The 16,226-nt window shown below is 37.9% G+C and carries 13 protein-coding genes and 1 other annotated feature; of the genes, 10 read left to right on the top strand and 3 right to left on the bottom strand.

Annotated features, from left to right (window positions below):
- Nucleotides 1–392: 392 nt before the first annotated feature.
- Nucleotides 393–1,028: a superoxide dismutase gene (locus tag ACFXN8_RS24755; RefSeq protein ID WP_386848108.1), complete on the top strand. Its 636-nt coding sequence runs from the start codon at nucleotides 393–395 to the stop codon at nucleotides 1,026–1,028.
- Between the two features lie 288 nt (nucleotides 1,029–1,316).
- On the opposite strand, the gene mnmM is transcribed toward ACFXN8_RS24755, so the two are convergent.
- Nucleotides 1,317–1,895, bottom strand: a complete 579-nt coding sequence (gene mnmM / locus ACFXN8_RS24750; protein ID WP_386848107.1) for a tRNA 5-(aminomethyl)-2-thiouridylate-methyltransferase MnmM — start codon at nucleotides 1,893–1,895, stop codon at nucleotides 1,317–1,319.
- Nucleotides 1,892–2,848 (bottom strand): tRNA modification radical SAM protein MnmL/YtqA, encoded by a 957-nt coding sequence (gene mnmL / locus ACFXN8_RS24745; protein WP_386848106.1) that lies wholly within the window; start codon nucleotides 2,846–2,848, stop codon nucleotides 1,892–1,894. The genes mnmM and mnmL overlap by 4 nt, the downstream gene beginning before the upstream one ends.
- 272 nt (nucleotides 2,849–3,120) lie before the next feature.
- Here mnmL and ACFXN8_RS24740 point away from each other — a divergent pair, with 272 nt between their 5' ends.
- From ACFXN8_RS24740 to ACFXN8_RS24700, 9 genes are all read left to right on the top strand, one after another.
- Complete coding sequence (locus tag ACFXN8_RS24740) at nucleotides 3,121–4,299, top strand: MDR family MFS transporter (RefSeq protein WP_386848105.1); 1,179 nt, start codon at nucleotides 3,121–3,123, stop codon at nucleotides 4,297–4,299.
- A gap of 173 nt (nucleotides 4,300–4,472) precedes the next feature.
- The gene (locus ACFXN8_RS24735) at nucleotides 4,473–4,820 is read left to right on the top strand and encodes an ArsR/SmtB family transcription factor (RefSeq protein WP_386848104.1); all 348 of its coding nucleotides are present in this window, start codon (nucleotides 4,473–4,475) and stop codon (nucleotides 4,818–4,820) included.
- Nucleotides 4,821–4,885: 65 nt separating this feature from the next.
- On the top strand, nucleotides 4,886–6,628 hold the full coding sequence (locus ACFXN8_RS24730; protein WP_386848103.1) for a SulP family inorganic anion transporter: 1,743 nt from the start codon (nucleotides 4,886–4,888) through the stop codon (nucleotides 6,626–6,628).
- 63 nt (nucleotides 6,629–6,691) lie between these two features.
- Nucleotides 6,692–6,903: a binding site (T-box leader), on the top strand.
- Nucleotides 6,904–6,993: 90 nt separating this feature from the next.
- Nucleotides 6,994–9,408, top strand: a complete 2,415-nt coding sequence (leuS, locus tag ACFXN8_RS24725) for a leucine--tRNA ligase (protein ID WP_386848102.1) — start codon at nucleotides 6,994–6,996, stop codon at nucleotides 9,406–9,408.
- Between the two features lie 98 nt (nucleotides 9,409–9,506).
- On the top strand, nucleotides 9,507–10,028 hold the full coding sequence (locus ACFXN8_RS24720; protein ID WP_386848101.1) for a sigma-70 family RNA polymerase sigma factor: 522 nt from the start codon (nucleotides 9,507–9,509) through the stop codon (nucleotides 10,026–10,028).
- Entirely contained in the window at nucleotides 10,015–10,950 is a 936-nt protein-coding gene (locus ACFXN8_RS24715) for a hypothetical protein (protein WP_386848100.1), read from the top strand. Before ACFXN8_RS24720 ends, ACFXN8_RS24715 begins: the two co-directional genes overlap by 14 nt.
- Nucleotides 10,951–11,926: 976 nt before the next feature.
- A complete protein-coding gene (locus ACFXN8_RS24710; protein WP_376077828.1) occupies nucleotides 11,927–13,198 on the top strand; it encodes an L-lactate MFS transporter in 1,272 nt (423 codons plus the stop codon).
- Nucleotides 13,199–13,330: 132 nt separating this feature from the next.
- Nucleotides 13,331–13,573, top strand: coding sequence for a hypothetical protein (locus ACFXN8_RS24705; protein WP_386848099.1), 243 nt, complete (start codon nucleotides 13,331–13,333; stop codon nucleotides 13,571–13,573).
- Between the two features lie 130 nt (nucleotides 13,574–13,703).
- Nucleotides 13,704–14,396 carry an AIM24 family protein gene (locus ACFXN8_RS24700; protein WP_376077833.1) on the top strand — a complete coding sequence of 231 codons (693 nt, stop codon included), beginning with the start codon at nucleotides 13,704–13,706 and terminating at the stop codon, nucleotides 14,394–14,396.
- 120 nt (nucleotides 14,397–14,516) lie between these two features.
- Here ACFXN8_RS24700 and ACFXN8_RS24695 read toward each other — a convergent pair whose 3' ends face one another.
- Complete coding sequence (locus ACFXN8_RS24695) at nucleotides 14,517–15,767, bottom strand: BaiN/RdsA family NAD(P)/FAD-dependent oxidoreductase (RefSeq protein WP_386848098.1); 1,251 nt, start codon at nucleotides 15,765–15,767, stop codon at nucleotides 14,517–14,519.
- Nucleotides 15,768–16,226: the final 459 nt, after the last annotated feature.

Genomic DNA, 16,226 nt, shown 5'->3' with positions numbered 1-16,226 from the left:
GATGAGCCGCTTGGGCCAACAGATGTTTTTTGCGCGAAAGCGAAGCGGCAGCGGCACCGAAGTTGGTCACGAAGGCGTTATCACAGGACGTGATGGTTTTAGCCTTCGTTCCCTCTATCGCTAATCCCCAAGGAGTCACCCAGCCTCCACTCCAATCAACTTATATAAAAGCATATGTTTTAATAAATGCCATCCACAACCTTTGGTGATAGGCAATAAAAAAGGATTAATACTAAAATCTGTTCTTGTTTCCTGTGAAGTCGTTTACATATTTCGGTAAAAAGCTATAAAAGAAAATAAAATTTCTATTGACGGTAATAGAAAAAGAAGGTATATTTTGTCTTAAGGAAATTATCTTTCCTTTAAGAAACTTTTCGGGAGGAGGTGAAAAATTGACCGTGTTCCATTTACCGAAACTATCATATGACTATGATCAGTTGGAGCCCTATATTGATGCTAGAACGTTAGAAATTCATCATTCCAAGCATCATGCTACGTATGTAAATAATTTAAATGCGGCATTAGAAGATCATAAGGATTTACAAGATCAGTCGTTGGAAGATTTATTAAGAAATCTTGAGATGCTTCCAACTGACATTCAAACAGACGTACAAAATAATGGTGGGGGACACTATTGCCACAGTTTATTTTGGGAATTGATGAGTCCCGATGGTGGTGGTGAGGCAAATGCTGATATTGGAAAGGCGATCGATTATTATTTTAAAACATTTGATAATTTTCAAGATCAGCTTTCTAAAGCAGCCATTTCCCGCTTTGGAAGTGGATATGGATGGCTAGTGCTAGATGGCGAACAATTAACCATTATGAGTACAGCTAACCAAGACACGCCTTTAAAAGAAGGGAAAATTCCTCTACTCATTATTGATGTATGGGAACATGCCTATTATTTGAAATATCAAAATCGCCGACCTGAGTTTGTTACGAATTGGTGGAATACTGTTGATTGGGACAAAGTAAATCAACGATATGTGGATGCAAGGGAAACAACAAACACTTTTAAAATCTAACTAAGCTAAGTTAATTAAGGTAATTTGACATGAAAAAATAATTAAGTACTCCTCCATATCCCCCGCGCCATCGGGGGATATTTTTTTACAAATATCCCTCGGCGTAATTGCGTCTAAAATCAGCTTTGTGCTTAGGCCTGCAGATGTTTTTTTGTGCGAAAGCGAAGCGTCAGTAACAACAACATGAGGGCCGACACGATGTCGGTCATTTCGGTAAAAGTTAAATTAAAAGGCATGATTCCAATGTGCTGTAGGAATCATGCCTTAAATAAAAATTAAACTATCTAATTAACTTAACGAATAATCTTTTGTTTTTTCTAAAGCAATTACAAAAGGTGGATCATTTTGTTGATTTAAAAACTCGTATTTTAATACATGTACATATTTTTGGGGAAGTTGACTGACATATTCTATCACAGCATCTCGTTCTTCTTTACCACCCGGATGGCCATGATAAATGACAAGGACAATAAGACCACCGATTTTGAGCAGCTTTAGCAAATCTTCAATTGCTTGTATCGTAGTATTTGGCTGTGTAACGATGTCGTGATTACTACCAGGCAAATAACCAAGATTGAAAATTGCTGCAGCTACTGGCTTGTGAACATAGTTGGCTACTTCTTCATGCCCTCTATGTAAAACAAGTGCACGATGCTCTAAGCCATTATCTAAAAGGCGAAAGAGAGTTGCATCAACAGCGCTCTTTTGAACATCAAAGGCGTATACTTGACCTTCATCGCCGACAAGTTGTGCTAAAAACAATGTGTCGTGGCCGTTTCCTGCTGTGGCATCCACTACAGTGTCGCCCTCTTCAACTGTATCCTCTATTAGCTGTTGTGCATATTGTAAAACGCGTTGTAGCTTCATTTCGTAACCTCAGCTTGATAAAATTTCCCTTGCCAGCTTCCACGGCGTTCAAGCTCTGCATCAATTCCATTTAATACTTCCCATTTATTAACACTCCACATCGGGCCAATCATTAAATCAATTGGTCCATCGCCTGTGATACGGTGAATAACCATATCTGGTGGTAGAATTTCAAGTTGATCGGCTACAAGCTTCGTATAAACGTCTTGATCTAAAAATTCTAACATGCCTTTTTCATATTGCTTAACCATTGGTGTACCTTTTAAAAGGTGTAGTAAATGAATTTTAATGCCTTGTACATCAAGCTTTGCGACTTCACGAGCAGTTTCCATCATCATGTCATAGTCTTCAAGAGGAAGGCCATTAATAATGTGAGAGCATACACGAATACCATGCTTTCGTAGCTTTTCAACACCTTCCACATATGTTGCATAATCGTGGGCACGGTTGATAAGATTTGCAGTTTTTTCATGCACAGTTTGAAGCCCGAGCTCAATCCACAAATAGGTGCGCTCATTTAATTCAGCTAAATATTCAACTACATCATCTGGTAGACAGTCTGGGCGTGTTGCGATGGATAATCCAACAACACCCTCTTGAGCCAATGCTGCTTCAAATTTTTCCTTTAATACAGGAAGTGGTGCATGTGTATTTGTATATGCTTGGAAGTAAGCCATGTATTTGCCATCTTTCCACTTTTGATGCATTTTGTCACGAATTTCAGCAAATTGCACCTCGATAGGATCAACTTTGTTGCCCGCAAAATCACCTGAACCTGCTGCACTACAAAACGTACAACCTCCGAAGGCAACCGTACCATCACGATTTGGGCAGTCAAAGCCTGCGTCTAGTGCTACCTTAAAAACTTTATGACCAAATTGCTCACGTAAATAGCGATTCCATGTATAATATCTTTTTCCATCTGAAGGAAAAGGAAAGTTTGTTTCTGTCATTTATTTCACTCCTCTAACACTATATTTTATCACGTGCTGGTGTTTCCGTCATGAGGGAAGAATTTAATAATTATGTGGATGACTGGAGCAAACCGTGGGGGAGCCGAGCGAAAAGTACTTGGACCGGAGAAAATCATGAGGAGGGCCGACTGAAACCTACACAAAAAGTAGTTTAAAGCCTATGTAAAAAGAGTAAATTTATTTTTCTTGTGCTTTTGTATTTTTCAACATAAACTAACTATTTAGAGTAGCGAAGTAATGGAGGTCATTCTATGCCAAAAAGTGTTTGGTTTTTAATTATTGGAATGCTTGTGAACACGACGGGCAATTCATTTTTATGGCCTTTAAATGCCATTTATATGCACGATTATTTAGGGAAGTCCCTTGCGATGGCTGGCTTTGTGTTGATGCTGAATTCTGCTGCTGGCGTAATAGGAAATCTCTTAGGTGGTTATTTATTTGATAGAATAGGTGGCTATAAATCAACAATGCTAGGCATTCTGTTAACGATTGCCTCATTAATAGCTTTAACGATTTGGCACGGCTGGCCACATTATGTGTGGATTTTAACGATACTCGGCTTTAGTGGAGGTATTGTATTCCCAGGAATGTTTGCTTTAGCTGGAACTGCGTGGCCTGAGGGTGGACGAAAGGCCTTTAACGCAATTTATTTAGCTCAAAATTTAGGAGTAGCAATTGGTCCTGCACTTGCCGGCGTTGTTGCTGATTATAAATTTGACTACGTCTTTAAGGTCAACTTAGCTATGTATATTTTGTTCTTTTTTATAGCGTTTTTTACTTTTAAACGATTAGAAGCGGGGAGCATTGCACCGAAGAATGTCGTGGGTGAAAGTAAGCGAATTATAAATAAAGCGCCGTTTTATGCATTATTAATTATAAGTTCTTCCTCTGTACTATGCTGGCTCGCTTATTCACAATGGAGTGCGACTATTTCTTCCTATACGCAAGATCTAGGATTAGGATTGAAACAGTACAGCTTACTTTGGACTATTAATGGTCTGCTTATCGTTTTAGGGCAACCGCTAATTGCGCCGCTAGTGAAACGTTGGGAAAATAAATTAAAGCGTCAATTAGTATTTGGCGTTATCCTTATCGCAATATCCTTTGGAATCATTGCATTTGCAAGTGATTTTAAAATGTTTGGAGCAGCAATGGTAGTGCTAACTTTTGGTGAAATGTTTTATACGCCTGCTTTACCTACCATCGCCAATCAGCTTGCACCAAAAGGGCGTCAGGGCTTTTATCAAGGGATTATTAATAGTGCGGCAACAACTGGTCGTATGATTGGCCCTCTATTTGGTGGTATTATGGTCGATCAGTTTGGCATGATTGTACTCGTATTAATCCTAGTAATTATAGTATTGTTTGCAATTATTCCATGCCTTATCTATGATTATCCTTTACGAAAGAATAAAACAGTGATAGATTAATAGGTTAAATTTAACAAAAAATTTCCGAAAACGAGCAAAAACTGTGTGGGAAACACGTTTTTTGCTCATTTTTTAATGTTTGATATTGAAAGTTTGCTTATAGTAGCGTACAATCAATCATACATATTCAAATATTTGAATATATGAAAATGAAGTTCCGTGGAGGGATTTATGTGGAAGAGAGCTTGCAGCAATTTAAGGCAGATTTTTTTAAAGCTTTAGCACATCCATTACGAATTAGAATATTGGAATTACTAGTAGACGGTAAGAAAAATGTCAATGAAATTCAAAGCTGCTTAGAAAAAGAGGGCTCAGCTGTTTCTCAGCAATTAAGTGTATTACGAGGTAAAAATATTGTGTATGGGACGAAAGAGGGGAAAAAAGTTTACTATTCTTTAAGCGATCCGATGATTGGAGAATTACTAGGTGTAACAAAAGATATTTTCAACAATCACTTAATAAATACAATTACAAGATTAGAAGAAATGACTATTAACGAAAATAATGAAGAAGATATGTAAATTTTGTAGACTGTGTTCTTATGAAACATTTACCTTGCTTATTATTTTGAAGGGAAGATTTATAGATGAAGTCACTGTTTACAGGGCGATATGAAGGATATTCTGTTCATCATTTGAAGAAAGATTTAATCTCAGGGACTATTGTCGGGATTGTAGCAATACCACTGGCAATGTCCTTTGCCATTGCGTCAGGTGTTAAGCCTGAGTATGGAATATATACAGCTTTTATTGCTGGAATACTTATTTCTCTTTTTGGTGGTTCGAAGTTTCAAATCGGAGGACCTACAGGTGCGTTTGTGCCAATTTTGTTAGGGATAGTCATTTCGTATGGCTATGAAAATTTACTTATCGCTGGATTAATGGCCGGGATTATTTTGTGCTTAATGGGTATTTTTAAACTTGGCTCATTAATAAAATTTATTCCCCGTCCCGTGACGATAGGTTTTACAGCAGGAATTGCAGTTATTATCTTTACAGGCCAAATTGCCAATTTCTTAGGTTTAACAAATATTAAAAGACATGAGTATTTTATTGACAATGTAAAAGAAATTGTTATGCATATTGGTACGACAAACTTTTATAGTGTTTTAACGGCGATCATTAGTCTTATCATTATTTTAATAACACCGAAAGTTTTACCCAAAGTTCCAGGGGCGTTAGCAGGCATTGTTGTTTCTACACTAGTTGCAACGTTCTTTTTTTCTGGTCAAGTTGCCACAATAGCAACAGCTTATGGTCAAATTCCTAATACATTACCGAATTTTGCGATTCCAGATATCACATGGGAGCGAATTCAGCTACTTATTGGACCAGCCTTTGTGATTGCTATGCTAGGCGGAATTGAATCACTTCTATCTGCAGTAGTAGCGGATGGAATGACAAATACAAAACATAATAGTAATCGCGAACTTGTTGGTCAAGGAATTGCTAATATCGTCACTCCTTTCTTTGGGGGGATCCCTGCGACAGGGGCTATTGCGCGTACTGCGACAAATATTAAAACAGGTGCAGTATCACCAATATCAGGTATTATTCACGGTGTATTTGTATTAGTCACTTTATTATTACTAGCGCCCTTTGCTTCACATATTCCATTAGCAAGTATGGCTCCAGTTTTAATGGTTGTTGCTTGGAATATGAGTGAGCAAAAGCATTTTGGGCATATCGTTAAATTAAAATCAGGAGATTCCCTCGTTTTAGCCATTACGTTTCTTCTTACTGTTTTTACAAGTTTAACATTAGCTGTAGAGGTTGGGCTCGTATTAGCAGTCGTATTATTTGCAAAGCGTATGAGCGAAAAGCTTGTGGTAACAAAAGTATTACCAGACCATTCGTTAAAGAGCGGAAAAGTGCAATCACATGCTGTTCATCAGAATCGTGACTGTCCACAAATTAGTATTTATACAATTGAGGGCCCGCTTTTCTTTGGTGCAGCCCAAAATTTTGAAGAGGCAATTGTAAGTTCCGTTCAGCATCAGCAAAAAGTTTTAATCTTACGCATGAGTAAAGTGCCCTTTATGGATTCAACAGGTGAAGCATATTTTAGCAATATCATTCAAAATTTCAAAACGCAGGGCGGCACCATTTTAGTTACAGGTGTACAAGATGAATTAAAAAGGGTACTACAGCACAATGGCCTATATGATGAAATTGGTGAGGATAATTTTTATCCGCATACAGGAGAAGCGATAAATAAAGCTTTAAGTTATTTAGATACAAATAAATGTATTGGATGTAAGCACTTTGCTTTCCGTGAATGTCAGGAATTATCCCAACCAAAAGAAAAAGAGAATTTAATTGTTCAATAATGGGTAGTATGTAAACAAAGTCTTGTGCTTTTCAGTACTTTCCATTAGAATAAATGCAATACATGTAAGACAATGATGAGGAATAGTAAATTTGTGTTTCTTTTTAGAGAGCTAGCGGTTGGTGGGAGCTAGTAGGAAAGCAAATTGAACTCGCCTTCTGAGTCTGCCCGAGTGAAACAGCTCGTGCCGTTCCTTCCGCGTTAAGGAAGCTAAAGCCGAGTGTGATCACTAATGTGGGTGGTACCGCGGGAGATACGAATTCTCTCGTCCCTTTCTAATGAAGAAAGGGACGAGTTTTTTTATTTTTCAAATATTTTGTCAATTCTTGAATTGAAGAGCATGACACATTCAAAGGAGGAAAAATAATGAGTTTTAATCATCTACAAATCGAAAAAAAGTGGCAGCAATATTGGGCTGATAATAAAACGTTTAAAACTGAAAATGAAACAGAAAAGCCAAAATTTTATGCGTTAGACATGTTCCCATATCCATCTGGTGCTGGTCTTCATGTAGGGCATCCAGAGGGCTATACAGCGACAGACATCCTTTCACGCTTCAAGCGTATGCAAGGCTATAACGTCCTACATCCTATGGGCTGGGATGCATTCGGTTTACCTGCAGAGCAATATGCACTTGATACAGGAAATGACCCAGCAGAATTTACAGCGAAAAATATTGCAACATTTAAGCGCCAAATCCAAGAGTTAGGCTTTAGCTATGACTGGGATCGTGAAATTAACACAACAGATCCAGAATACTATAAATGGACACAATGGATCTTTATCCAACTTCATAAAAAAGGCTTAGCCTATGTAGATGAAGTAGCTGTAAACTGGTGTCCAGCACTTGGAACGGTACTTGCAAACGAAGAAGTTATTGATGGAAAGTCAGAGCGTGGTGGTCACCCTGTAGAACGTCGTCCAATGAAGCAATGGATGCTTAAAATTACTGCCTATGCTGATCGTTTAATTGATGACTTAGAGGAAGTTGATTGGCCAGAGTCTATTAAGGATATGCAACGTAACTGGATTGGTCGTTCGGAAGGTGCAGAAGTAACATTTAGTATAGATGGAACAGATGAAAACTTCACAGTGTTTACAACTCGTCCTGATACGTTATTTGGTGCTACATACTGTGTTATTGCACCTGAGCATAAATTAGTGGAGCAAATTACAACTACGGAACAACGACAAGTTGTTGAAGCTTATTTAGATAAAGTAAAATTGAAATCTGATTTAGAACGCACAGATTTAGCAAAAGAAAAAACAGGCGTATTCACAGGTGCCTATGCAATTAATCCGATTAACGGTAAAAAAATGCCGATTTGGGTTGCGGATTACGTATTAGTATCATATGGTACAGGTGCTATCATGGCAGTTCCAGCACATGATGAGCGCGACTATGAATTCGCAACAGAATTTGGTTTAGAAATTATTCCTGTCCTTGAAGGTGGAGACATTAGCAAAGAAGCATTCACAGGGGATGGTAAACATATTAACTCTGACTTCCTTGATGGCTTAAACAAAGAGGATGGTATTGCTAAGGCAATTCAATGGCTTGAGGAAAAAGAAGTAGGGGAAAAGAAAATCTCTTACCGTCTTCGCGACTGGTTATTCTCTCGTCAACGTTACTGGGGAGAGCCAATTCCTATGATTCATTGGGAAGATGGTACAACGACGCCAGTACCGGAATCAGAATTACCATTAGTGCTACCAAAAACAGATAATATTCGTCCTTCAGGTACGGGTGAATCTCCGTTAGCGAACATTGCTGAATGGGTAAATGTTGTTGATCCTGAAACAGGCAAAAAAGGTCGTCGCGAAACGAACACGATGCCACAGTGGGCAGGTTCTAGCTGGTACTTCATACGTTATATTGACCCAACAAATAAAGAAGCAATTGCGGACCCTGAATTACTGAAACGCTGGTTACCAGTCGATATTTATATCGGTGGGGCAGAGCACGCAGTATTACACTTACTATACGCTCGCTTCTGGCACAAAGTATTATACGATTTAGGCGTTGTACACACGAAAGAGCCATTCCACAAATTATTTAACCAAGGGATGATTCTTGGTGAAGGTAATGAAAAAATGTCTAAATCAAAAGGCAATGTCGTTAACCCGGATGAAATCATTTCTTCACACGGTGCGGATACTTTACGTCTATATGAAATGTTCATGGGTCCACTAGAAGCATCTGTTGCATGGTCAACAAATGGCTTGGACGGGGCACGTCGCTTCTTAGATCGTATTTGGCGTCTATTTGTCAATGAAGATGGTACAATCGCTGCGAAAATTCAAGCTTCTGATGACAAAACACTTGAAAAATCATATCATCAAACTGTGAAAAAAGTGACAGAGGATTATGAAGGTATTCGCTTCAATACAGCTATTTCACAAATGATGGTATTCATCAATGATTGCTACAAAGCGGATGTAATTCCAACAGAATACGCTGAAGGTTTTGTGAAAATGCTAGCTCCAATGGTTCCACACGTTGCAGAAGAGTTATGGCAGATATTAGGCCATGACGAAACACTTTCATACAAGGAATGGCCAATATATGATGAGTCTAAACTTGTTGATGATGAAGTGGAAGTCGCAGTTCAAGTGGCCGGCAAAGTACGTGCAAAAATCATCGTAGCGAAAGATGCTTCAAAAGAAGAAATCGAAAAAGTAGCACTTGCAGATGACAAAGTACAAGAGTACATGGCAGGCAAAAACTTAGTAAAAATAATTGTCATCCCAGGCAAACTTGTTAATATCGTCGTTAAATAATAATGTAAAAAGTGTCCAATATTTGGGCGCTTTTTTTCTTTTCTACTGAAACCAACTGAGATTTCGATACGACTATAGTGTGAATAGGAGGTGTTTGTTTGAGTGAGCATTTAGCAAATATTATGGAGGAGCATGGTGAATATTGCCTTCGTGTAGCTTATCTATATGTTAAAGATTGGGCTATTGCAGAAGAAATTGTTCAAGATGTATTTTTTGCTTATTATCGGCAACAGGAGAGCTTTGAACAACGATCCTCACTAAAAACATATTTAGTAAAAATAACAGTACATAAAAGCCATGACTATTTACGAAGCTGGAAAAATAAGCGTCATATTTTATTTAAAAAGCTGCACATTGGGGTCAGTAAACGGTCGCCTGAAACAAATTTACTTGAAAAGGATGAGCGAAGAATTGTGACAGCAGCTTTGTTTGAGCTTCCGATCATCTATAGAGAAGTTATCATTCTTTATTATTATCAAGAATTAAAGGTTCGGGAGATAGCAGAGGTTCTTGGGTGTACAGAAAATACAGTGAAAACAAGACTGCGTAGAGCTAGACAAATTTTGCAGGGAAAACTGGACAAAAGCCATTGGGAGGTGCTGGAAGATGACATCTTTTAAGGATAAACTGGATAAAGAGCTTGGAGAAGCCCCACGTTTCTCCCAACAATTGCAGGAGCGTATTTTGCACAATGTAGTTCAGCAAGATAAACAACCTCGTAGATGGCAATATCCAGCGATTATCATTGGGACAGTCGTGACGTTATTCTTTTTGATTGTAATTGGTCCATGGAAGCAAGAAGATGTAGCAAAGTATGCTACGATTGTTGAGCTAGCCCAACATGAAAATATTAAACGATTTACGATTGCACAAAATTGGGAGGAAGATTTCTTTAAGGCTGGAAGAACTGGTTGGATCTTAGTGCAACAGACTTATAAAAAAGATTTGGAAACAACGCTCATTGCGAATACACTCCAAAAGGCAGTTATATCGAAGAAAGATAGTGATTACTATGCATATCGTGATGTATGGGTGGAGTTTGACAATGGGCAGGTTATGCAGTTAAAAATGTTCTTAAACGATGGGCAGCTAGCTTTTAGCGATCGACATACTAATATATTCTACAAAGTAACAGATGACGATACTGCCTCGGCATTTATTGCCCTTATGCAAAAAGATGAAAAAGATATTAGTTTCGGTGAGATGCTTACATTTTTAATAATTGTTCTCTTTCTAGGGTGGCTTTTAGAAAAAGCAATTCGAAAAAAGTTTAGCATTCCAAAGGAGCCAAAATATATAAATGCAGGCCATCAAAGTACAACGTATGTTGCTAAGTTTATACAAGGGGCGGCTTTAATTTTATTTAATATATATGGTTGGTTTATATATACAGCTGCAATATTCGGATTTTTAGCTGTCGCCACGATAAGCACAATTGTGATTGACTATTATTATGGGCGTGAGGAAAAAAGACATTATATATCAATCGGTTCATTTATTGCACTAGTGCCACTAATAATTGTATTTATCATTTATTTTTAATAGAAAGGAAAGAGAAGCTCGATTTATTCCAGAGCATCTCTTTTTGATTCATGACTAGATTAATTGTGAAATTCATTATGAAATATGTAATGACAATCGTCTGAAATTGACTGTCAATCATCAAATACACATCTCTTTAAAAGGAACCAAAGTGATAATTGAAGTATTAAAATAACAAACACTAAAAAAATCAAATATAGAATATGTTGAGATTTACATAAAAAGATCCATAATTGGGTTCCGTATTCATTAACAATATTTAGTTAAAAAGTACTTTTTTCACTTGTGCACTATAGCAAATATTTCTGTTATAGCTGATTGGTTTAGTTGTTTTTAAGTTTGAAAAGCATAACTAGCCATAGCTAAAAAAAATGTATAGAATTCTTTTTAAAAGAAAAAATATATATTTGAATAATAAAAATGAATAGGTAATGATTATTCGTTTTGAAGTATGCACAATGTGTATTGTATTTATTTAATTGAATATCCATTAAAAGTTAAACGAATCATTTGACATGGTTTTTAAGTTTCTTTTTGCATGAAAGAAATTTCTTTATTTCGTCTTCGAAATTCTCTTTTGTTCACGGAATTTCTACTTTATGGATATTTGTTCGTGAGCCTATAAAAAACCACGAAGAAATAATAAGCGTTAGAAAAAGTGAATATACATAGATTGCATGTGAAAATATGCACAAGATTAATTATATCAAAATAATTTATGTAGAGTTGGATAATAGAGTAGAAAAATAATATTAGCTAAAAAATGTTGTAGTTTTCGTTTAATAAACATCTATTTACTTAGAGACTGTAGTGTTTTCGTTATAAGATTATTAGGGTAAAAAATAAAAAACTTTTTGGAGAAATAATATTTTTTTTAAAAACATCTTGCATTTGAATAATTCTAAGTGTTAAATTGTTTTACATGGACGTTCATAAAACTTTCACAGGTAGCAAAAGAGGGGAGAAAAGAGAAATTATGAATAAAAATAGATGGTTAATTGCATTATCCGCAATCGCTATTCACCTTTCAATCGGTGGAGCATATGCATACAGTGTATACAAGCTACCGATTGTCACAGAAATGGGATGGAGTGAAACAAACGTAACTGTTGCCTTCACAATAATGATGGGGCTTGCTGGTTTTTCAGCAGCATTATTTGGTAACTTAGTAGAAAAAATGGGGCCACGTAAATCTGCGATGATAGCAGCTGTTCTATTTGGGGCAGGACAAGCTGGTGCGGGTGTAGCGATTTCCATGGATTCCGTAACAATGTACTGGTTAACATATGGTTTACTAAGTGGACTGGGTATGGGTATTGGTTATATTGCACCTGTATCGACATTAGTAAAATGGTTCCCAGATCGCCGCGGTTTAGCAACGGGTATGGCTGTACTTGGATTTGGATCAGGGGCACTTATTACAGCGCCAGTCGCAGCTAACTTAATGGAGGCTGTAGGTATTTCTACAACGTACTTTATTTTAGGGGCAAGTTATTTCACGTTAATGATTTTAGGGGCTTCATATATAGCACCGCCTAAACCTGGTTATATGCCAGCGAATATGAAGGCTGCTGCAGATAATGGTAAAGAAGTAGTGAAAAAAGATTTAGCTGTCATGTCAGCACGTGAAGCTGTAAAAACTAAGCATTTCTGGATGCTTTGGTCGATGCATTTAGTAAACGTAACAGCAGGTATTATGATGATTTCTGTTGCATCTCCAATGGCTCAAGAAATTGTAGGATTATCAGTTGCGGGAGCCGCAACAATGGTAGGAATAATGGGATTATTTAATGGTGGTGGTCGTTTAATATGGGCTGCTGTGTCTGATTATATTGGTCGTTCGAACGTCTTTGTAATTTTCTTTATCGCACAGCTAGTTACATTTATCGTCTTACCACATACAACAAACGTTATTATTTTCCAAGCGCTTATTTTCTTAGTTGTTAGTTGCTATGGTGGAGGTTTCTCAAATCTACCTGCATTTGCAAGTGATTTATTCGGTACGAAACAACTTGGAGTTATTCATGGTTATTTATTAACGACTTGGTCATTAGGTGGTATTTTTGGACCGCTTTTAGTGAGCACAATTAAAAACTCTTATGGAAGTTATATTCCAGTATTCTATGTGTTTACAGGATTAATAGCTGCTTCATTAATTATTTCATTAACATTACGTGCAGATGTACGTAAACGAACAGCGTTAAAACAAGCTTCTGAAAAGGTTGGAGACGTCTCCGCTACACAATAAATTTTACTTTCAATTCGCACTTGAAGGTATTGGCCATATGAGTGTCATTTCGCACATGACGCTTGTATGGTCTTTTTTTGTAGCTGTTGTTATATAACACTTGATTAATCTCTGTTTAATGTATAACAGTCGATGTCTGATGTCAATATCATTACGGGAAATAAAGTGATTTCGCTACCAAAAGAGAAATTTTGTAACGGAAAGCAAATGCGAGGTTCATTAATCGATTTTCAAGAGAACGACATCAAACAAATGTTTTTTGGTCACCACCTTTCGTTTTTAACTTATTTCAGCAATTATTTTTTTGTAGCAAAAGCGAAGCGTCAGCTACAGAAGTCTCCTACTTCTATAGGTGGTGAGATGATTGCGGATTAAGCTGCTTTTCAGCGGGTGTGACAAGCACAAAGCCGATTCCGGACGCAATTATGCCGAGGCATAATTGATTTTGATTGAATCTTTCCCAAAGTTAAAACGTATATAAAAATAAATAAGGAGGCAATGTGATATGGGGAAATTTTCTTTAAATGAGTTTATTAATAAAACACAGCAGGACGACAACGAAAATGAATATTTCGAGTTAGAAACTGAGCGTGTATTAGAGGTCAACCTAAATGGCGAGGTTTGGTCGAAAATGGGCGCGATGATTTCTTACGTAGGAGATATTAAATTTGAGCGTGAGCGTGTGTTGGAGCATGGCTTAGGTAAAATGTTTAAAAAGGCATTAACCGGCGAAGGTACACAACTTATGAAAGCGAAAGGTAAGGGGCGACTTTATTTAGCCGATCAAGGGAAAAAAATAACGGTCTTCGATCTAAAGGATGAAGGTATTTGTGTAAACGGTAATGATTTACTCGCATTTGAGCCTAGTATTGATTGGGATATTCATTTAATGCGCAAAATGGCAGGAGTCATGTCAGGTGGGTTGTTTAATGTAACCTTACAAGGAAGAGGGAAGGTAGCCATTACAACTCATTTCGAACCGTTAACCTTGTTAGTGAAGCCTGGTGAAACGATCTATACTGATCCACATGCCACAGTAGCGTGGTCAGGTAATTTGTCTCCCGAGTTTAAAACAGATATTAGCTTCCGAACATTTATCGGTCGAGGTAGTGGTGAATCCATTCAAATGGCGTTTTCTGGTGAAGGGTTTGTCATCATTCAACCATATGAGGAAGTATATATGTCAAAAGAAGGCTGAAAAAAGCGTGTCCGCGTTTTCAGGACACGCTTTTTATATGATAGCAAGCAACTCGAATCGCTGTTAAGTCGTTGATAACTTTTGGGAAAACGCTAATAGAAGTCCGAAATACAAAGTATACTACATTCCTGCGTTCATCCCTGCAATACGTCCTGTAACGAGTGCAGACGTAATATTATAGCCTCCTGTGTAGCCATGAATATCAAGGATTTCCCCGCAGAAAAATAAACCATTCTTTTTCTTCGAAGCCATTGTCTTTGGTTCAATCTCTTTAACAGAGACGCCACCACCAGTGACAAATGCTTTTTCAAGGGATTGTGTACCACTAACTGTCATTGTGAAATTGACGAGTAATCTAGCTAAGTTACGGATTTTTTCCTGTGATAATTCAGTACCTGTCATTTGTACATCGATATCTGCACGCTCACATAAAAATAGTAGCCAGCGCTCAGGCGCAATTCCTTTCCAAACATTTTTTACCGCTTTTTTGGGATCTTCTTTAATGAGTCTGTTTAAATATTGTAGGCACGTTTCTTCATTATAATCAACAAGTGTTTGAATACGCATTGTCACAGGCTCGTAACCTGTTTTCATTAATTCTTTCACGATAAATTGGCTACAGCGTAAAACAGCAGGACCGCTTAATCCGAAATGAGTAAAGAGCATGTCCATTTGGTGTGTGACGAGCGCCTTACCCTTTTTGTTTAAAACTGAGACAGCGACATCACGTAACGCAAGTCCCTGTAGCTCACGAGTTTGAATAAAATCCTCTTTTGATAGAACAGGAACCTCAGTAGGGAAAAGCGTTGTAATTGTATGGCCAGCACGATCTGCCCATGGATAACCATCTCCTGTTGAGCCTGTTTGTGGAACAGCTTTCCCACCAACGGCTACGACTACTGCCTCACTACGAATTTCTGTGCCATCTGTAAGGCGTACCCCGAGAATTTTTTCTTCATCCATTAGTAACTTATTAACGGGTGTGTTTAAGCGTACTTCCACGTGTAGTCTCTGAAGCTGGCGAATAAGTGCATCTACAACATCTTGCGCGCGGTTAGATACAGGAAACATACGCCCATGATCTTCCTCTTTTAATGCCACACCAAGTCCTTCGAAAAATGCAATAATATCCTCGTTATTGTAAACCGTGAATGGGCTGTAAAGAAAACGACCATTTCCAGGTATGTGCTTGACGATTTCTTCCACGGGCAAACGGTTTGTGACATTACAGCGACCACCGCCTGAAATGGCCAATTTTTTGCCGAGCTTTGTCCCTTTTTCTAGTAATAATACTTTCTTTTTACGTTCTCCAGCAGCGATAGCAGCCATTAAACCGGATGGGCCACCACCGATAACGATAACATCGTACATATATTTAAAAACTCACTTTCTTTTCAAATTAGGAATCTTTCCTATTATACATGAAGTCTATATAGAGGGGCTTCTTTCACATTGAAAATAAAACAAAAGTATTTTATAATTCCTTATCTTCTACTTTAAGTAGCTCGTCACCATAACGTTGGGAATGACATGTGATAAAACTTTTGCTATGTATATCAGTTGATTGGAGTGGAGACTGGGCGACTCCTTGGGGATCAGCAATAGAGGAACGAAGGCTAAAACCATCACATCCTGTGATAACGCCTTCGTGACCAACATCGGTGCTGTTGCTGTCGCTTCGTTGCACTACGCTTTCGCGCAAAAAACATCTGTTGGCCCGAGACCCTGGAGCGAACATCGCGAGTGAAGCGGCTCATCGGACGCCCCCAGGAAGCTCTGCTCTGCGCGAAAGCGAAGCGTCAGCGGCAAAGCGCCCAGTCGGAACGGAAA

The sequence above is a fragment of the Lysinibacillus sp. NPDC059133 genome (assembly GCF_042755925.1).
Lineage (GTDB): Bacteria > Bacillota > Bacilli > Bacillales_A > Planococcaceae > Lysinibacillus.
The sequence above is the reverse complement of the archived record's forward strand: the minus strand, read 5'-3'. Positions and strand labels throughout refer to the sequence as shown.

Bases quoted from the DNA above. Each gene is read 5' to 3' on its own strand.
- mnmM (WP_386848107.1), bottom strand. From the start codon at position 1,895: ATGAAGCTACAACGCGTTTTACAATATGCACAACAGCTAATAGAGGAT.
- mnmL (WP_386848106.1), bottom strand. From the start codon at position 2,848: ATGACAGAAACAAACTTTCCTTTTCCTTCAGATGGAAAAAGATATTAT.
- ACFXN8_RS24740 (WP_386848105.1), top strand. From the start codon at position 3,121: ATGCCAAAAAGTGTTTGGTTTTTAATTATTGGAATGCTTGTGAACACG.
- ACFXN8_RS24730 (WP_386848103.1), top strand. From the start codon at position 4,886: ATGAAGTCACTGTTTACAGGGCGATATGAAGGATATTCTGTTCATCAT.
- leuS (WP_386848102.1), top strand. From the start codon at position 6,994: ATGAGTTTTAATCATCTACAAATCGAAAAAAAGTGGCAGCAATATTGG.
- ACFXN8_RS24715 (WP_386848100.1), top strand. From the start codon at position 10,015: ATGACATCTTTTAAGGATAAACTGGATAAAGAGCTTGGAGAAGCCCCA.
- ACFXN8_RS24710 (WP_376077828.1), top strand. From the start codon at position 11,927: ATGAATAAAAATAGATGGTTAATTGCATTATCCGCAATCGCTATTCAC.
- ACFXN8_RS24705 (WP_386848099.1), top strand. From the start codon at position 13,331: ATGTCTGATGTCAATATCATTACGGGAAATAAAGTGATTTCGCTACCA.
- ACFXN8_RS24700 (WP_376077833.1), top strand. From the start codon at position 13,704: ATGGGGAAATTTTCTTTAAATGAGTTTATTAATAAAACACAGCAGGAC.
- ACFXN8_RS24695 (WP_386848098.1), bottom strand. From the start codon at position 15,767: ATGTACGATGTTATCGTTATCGGTGGTGGCCCATCCGGTTTAATGGCT.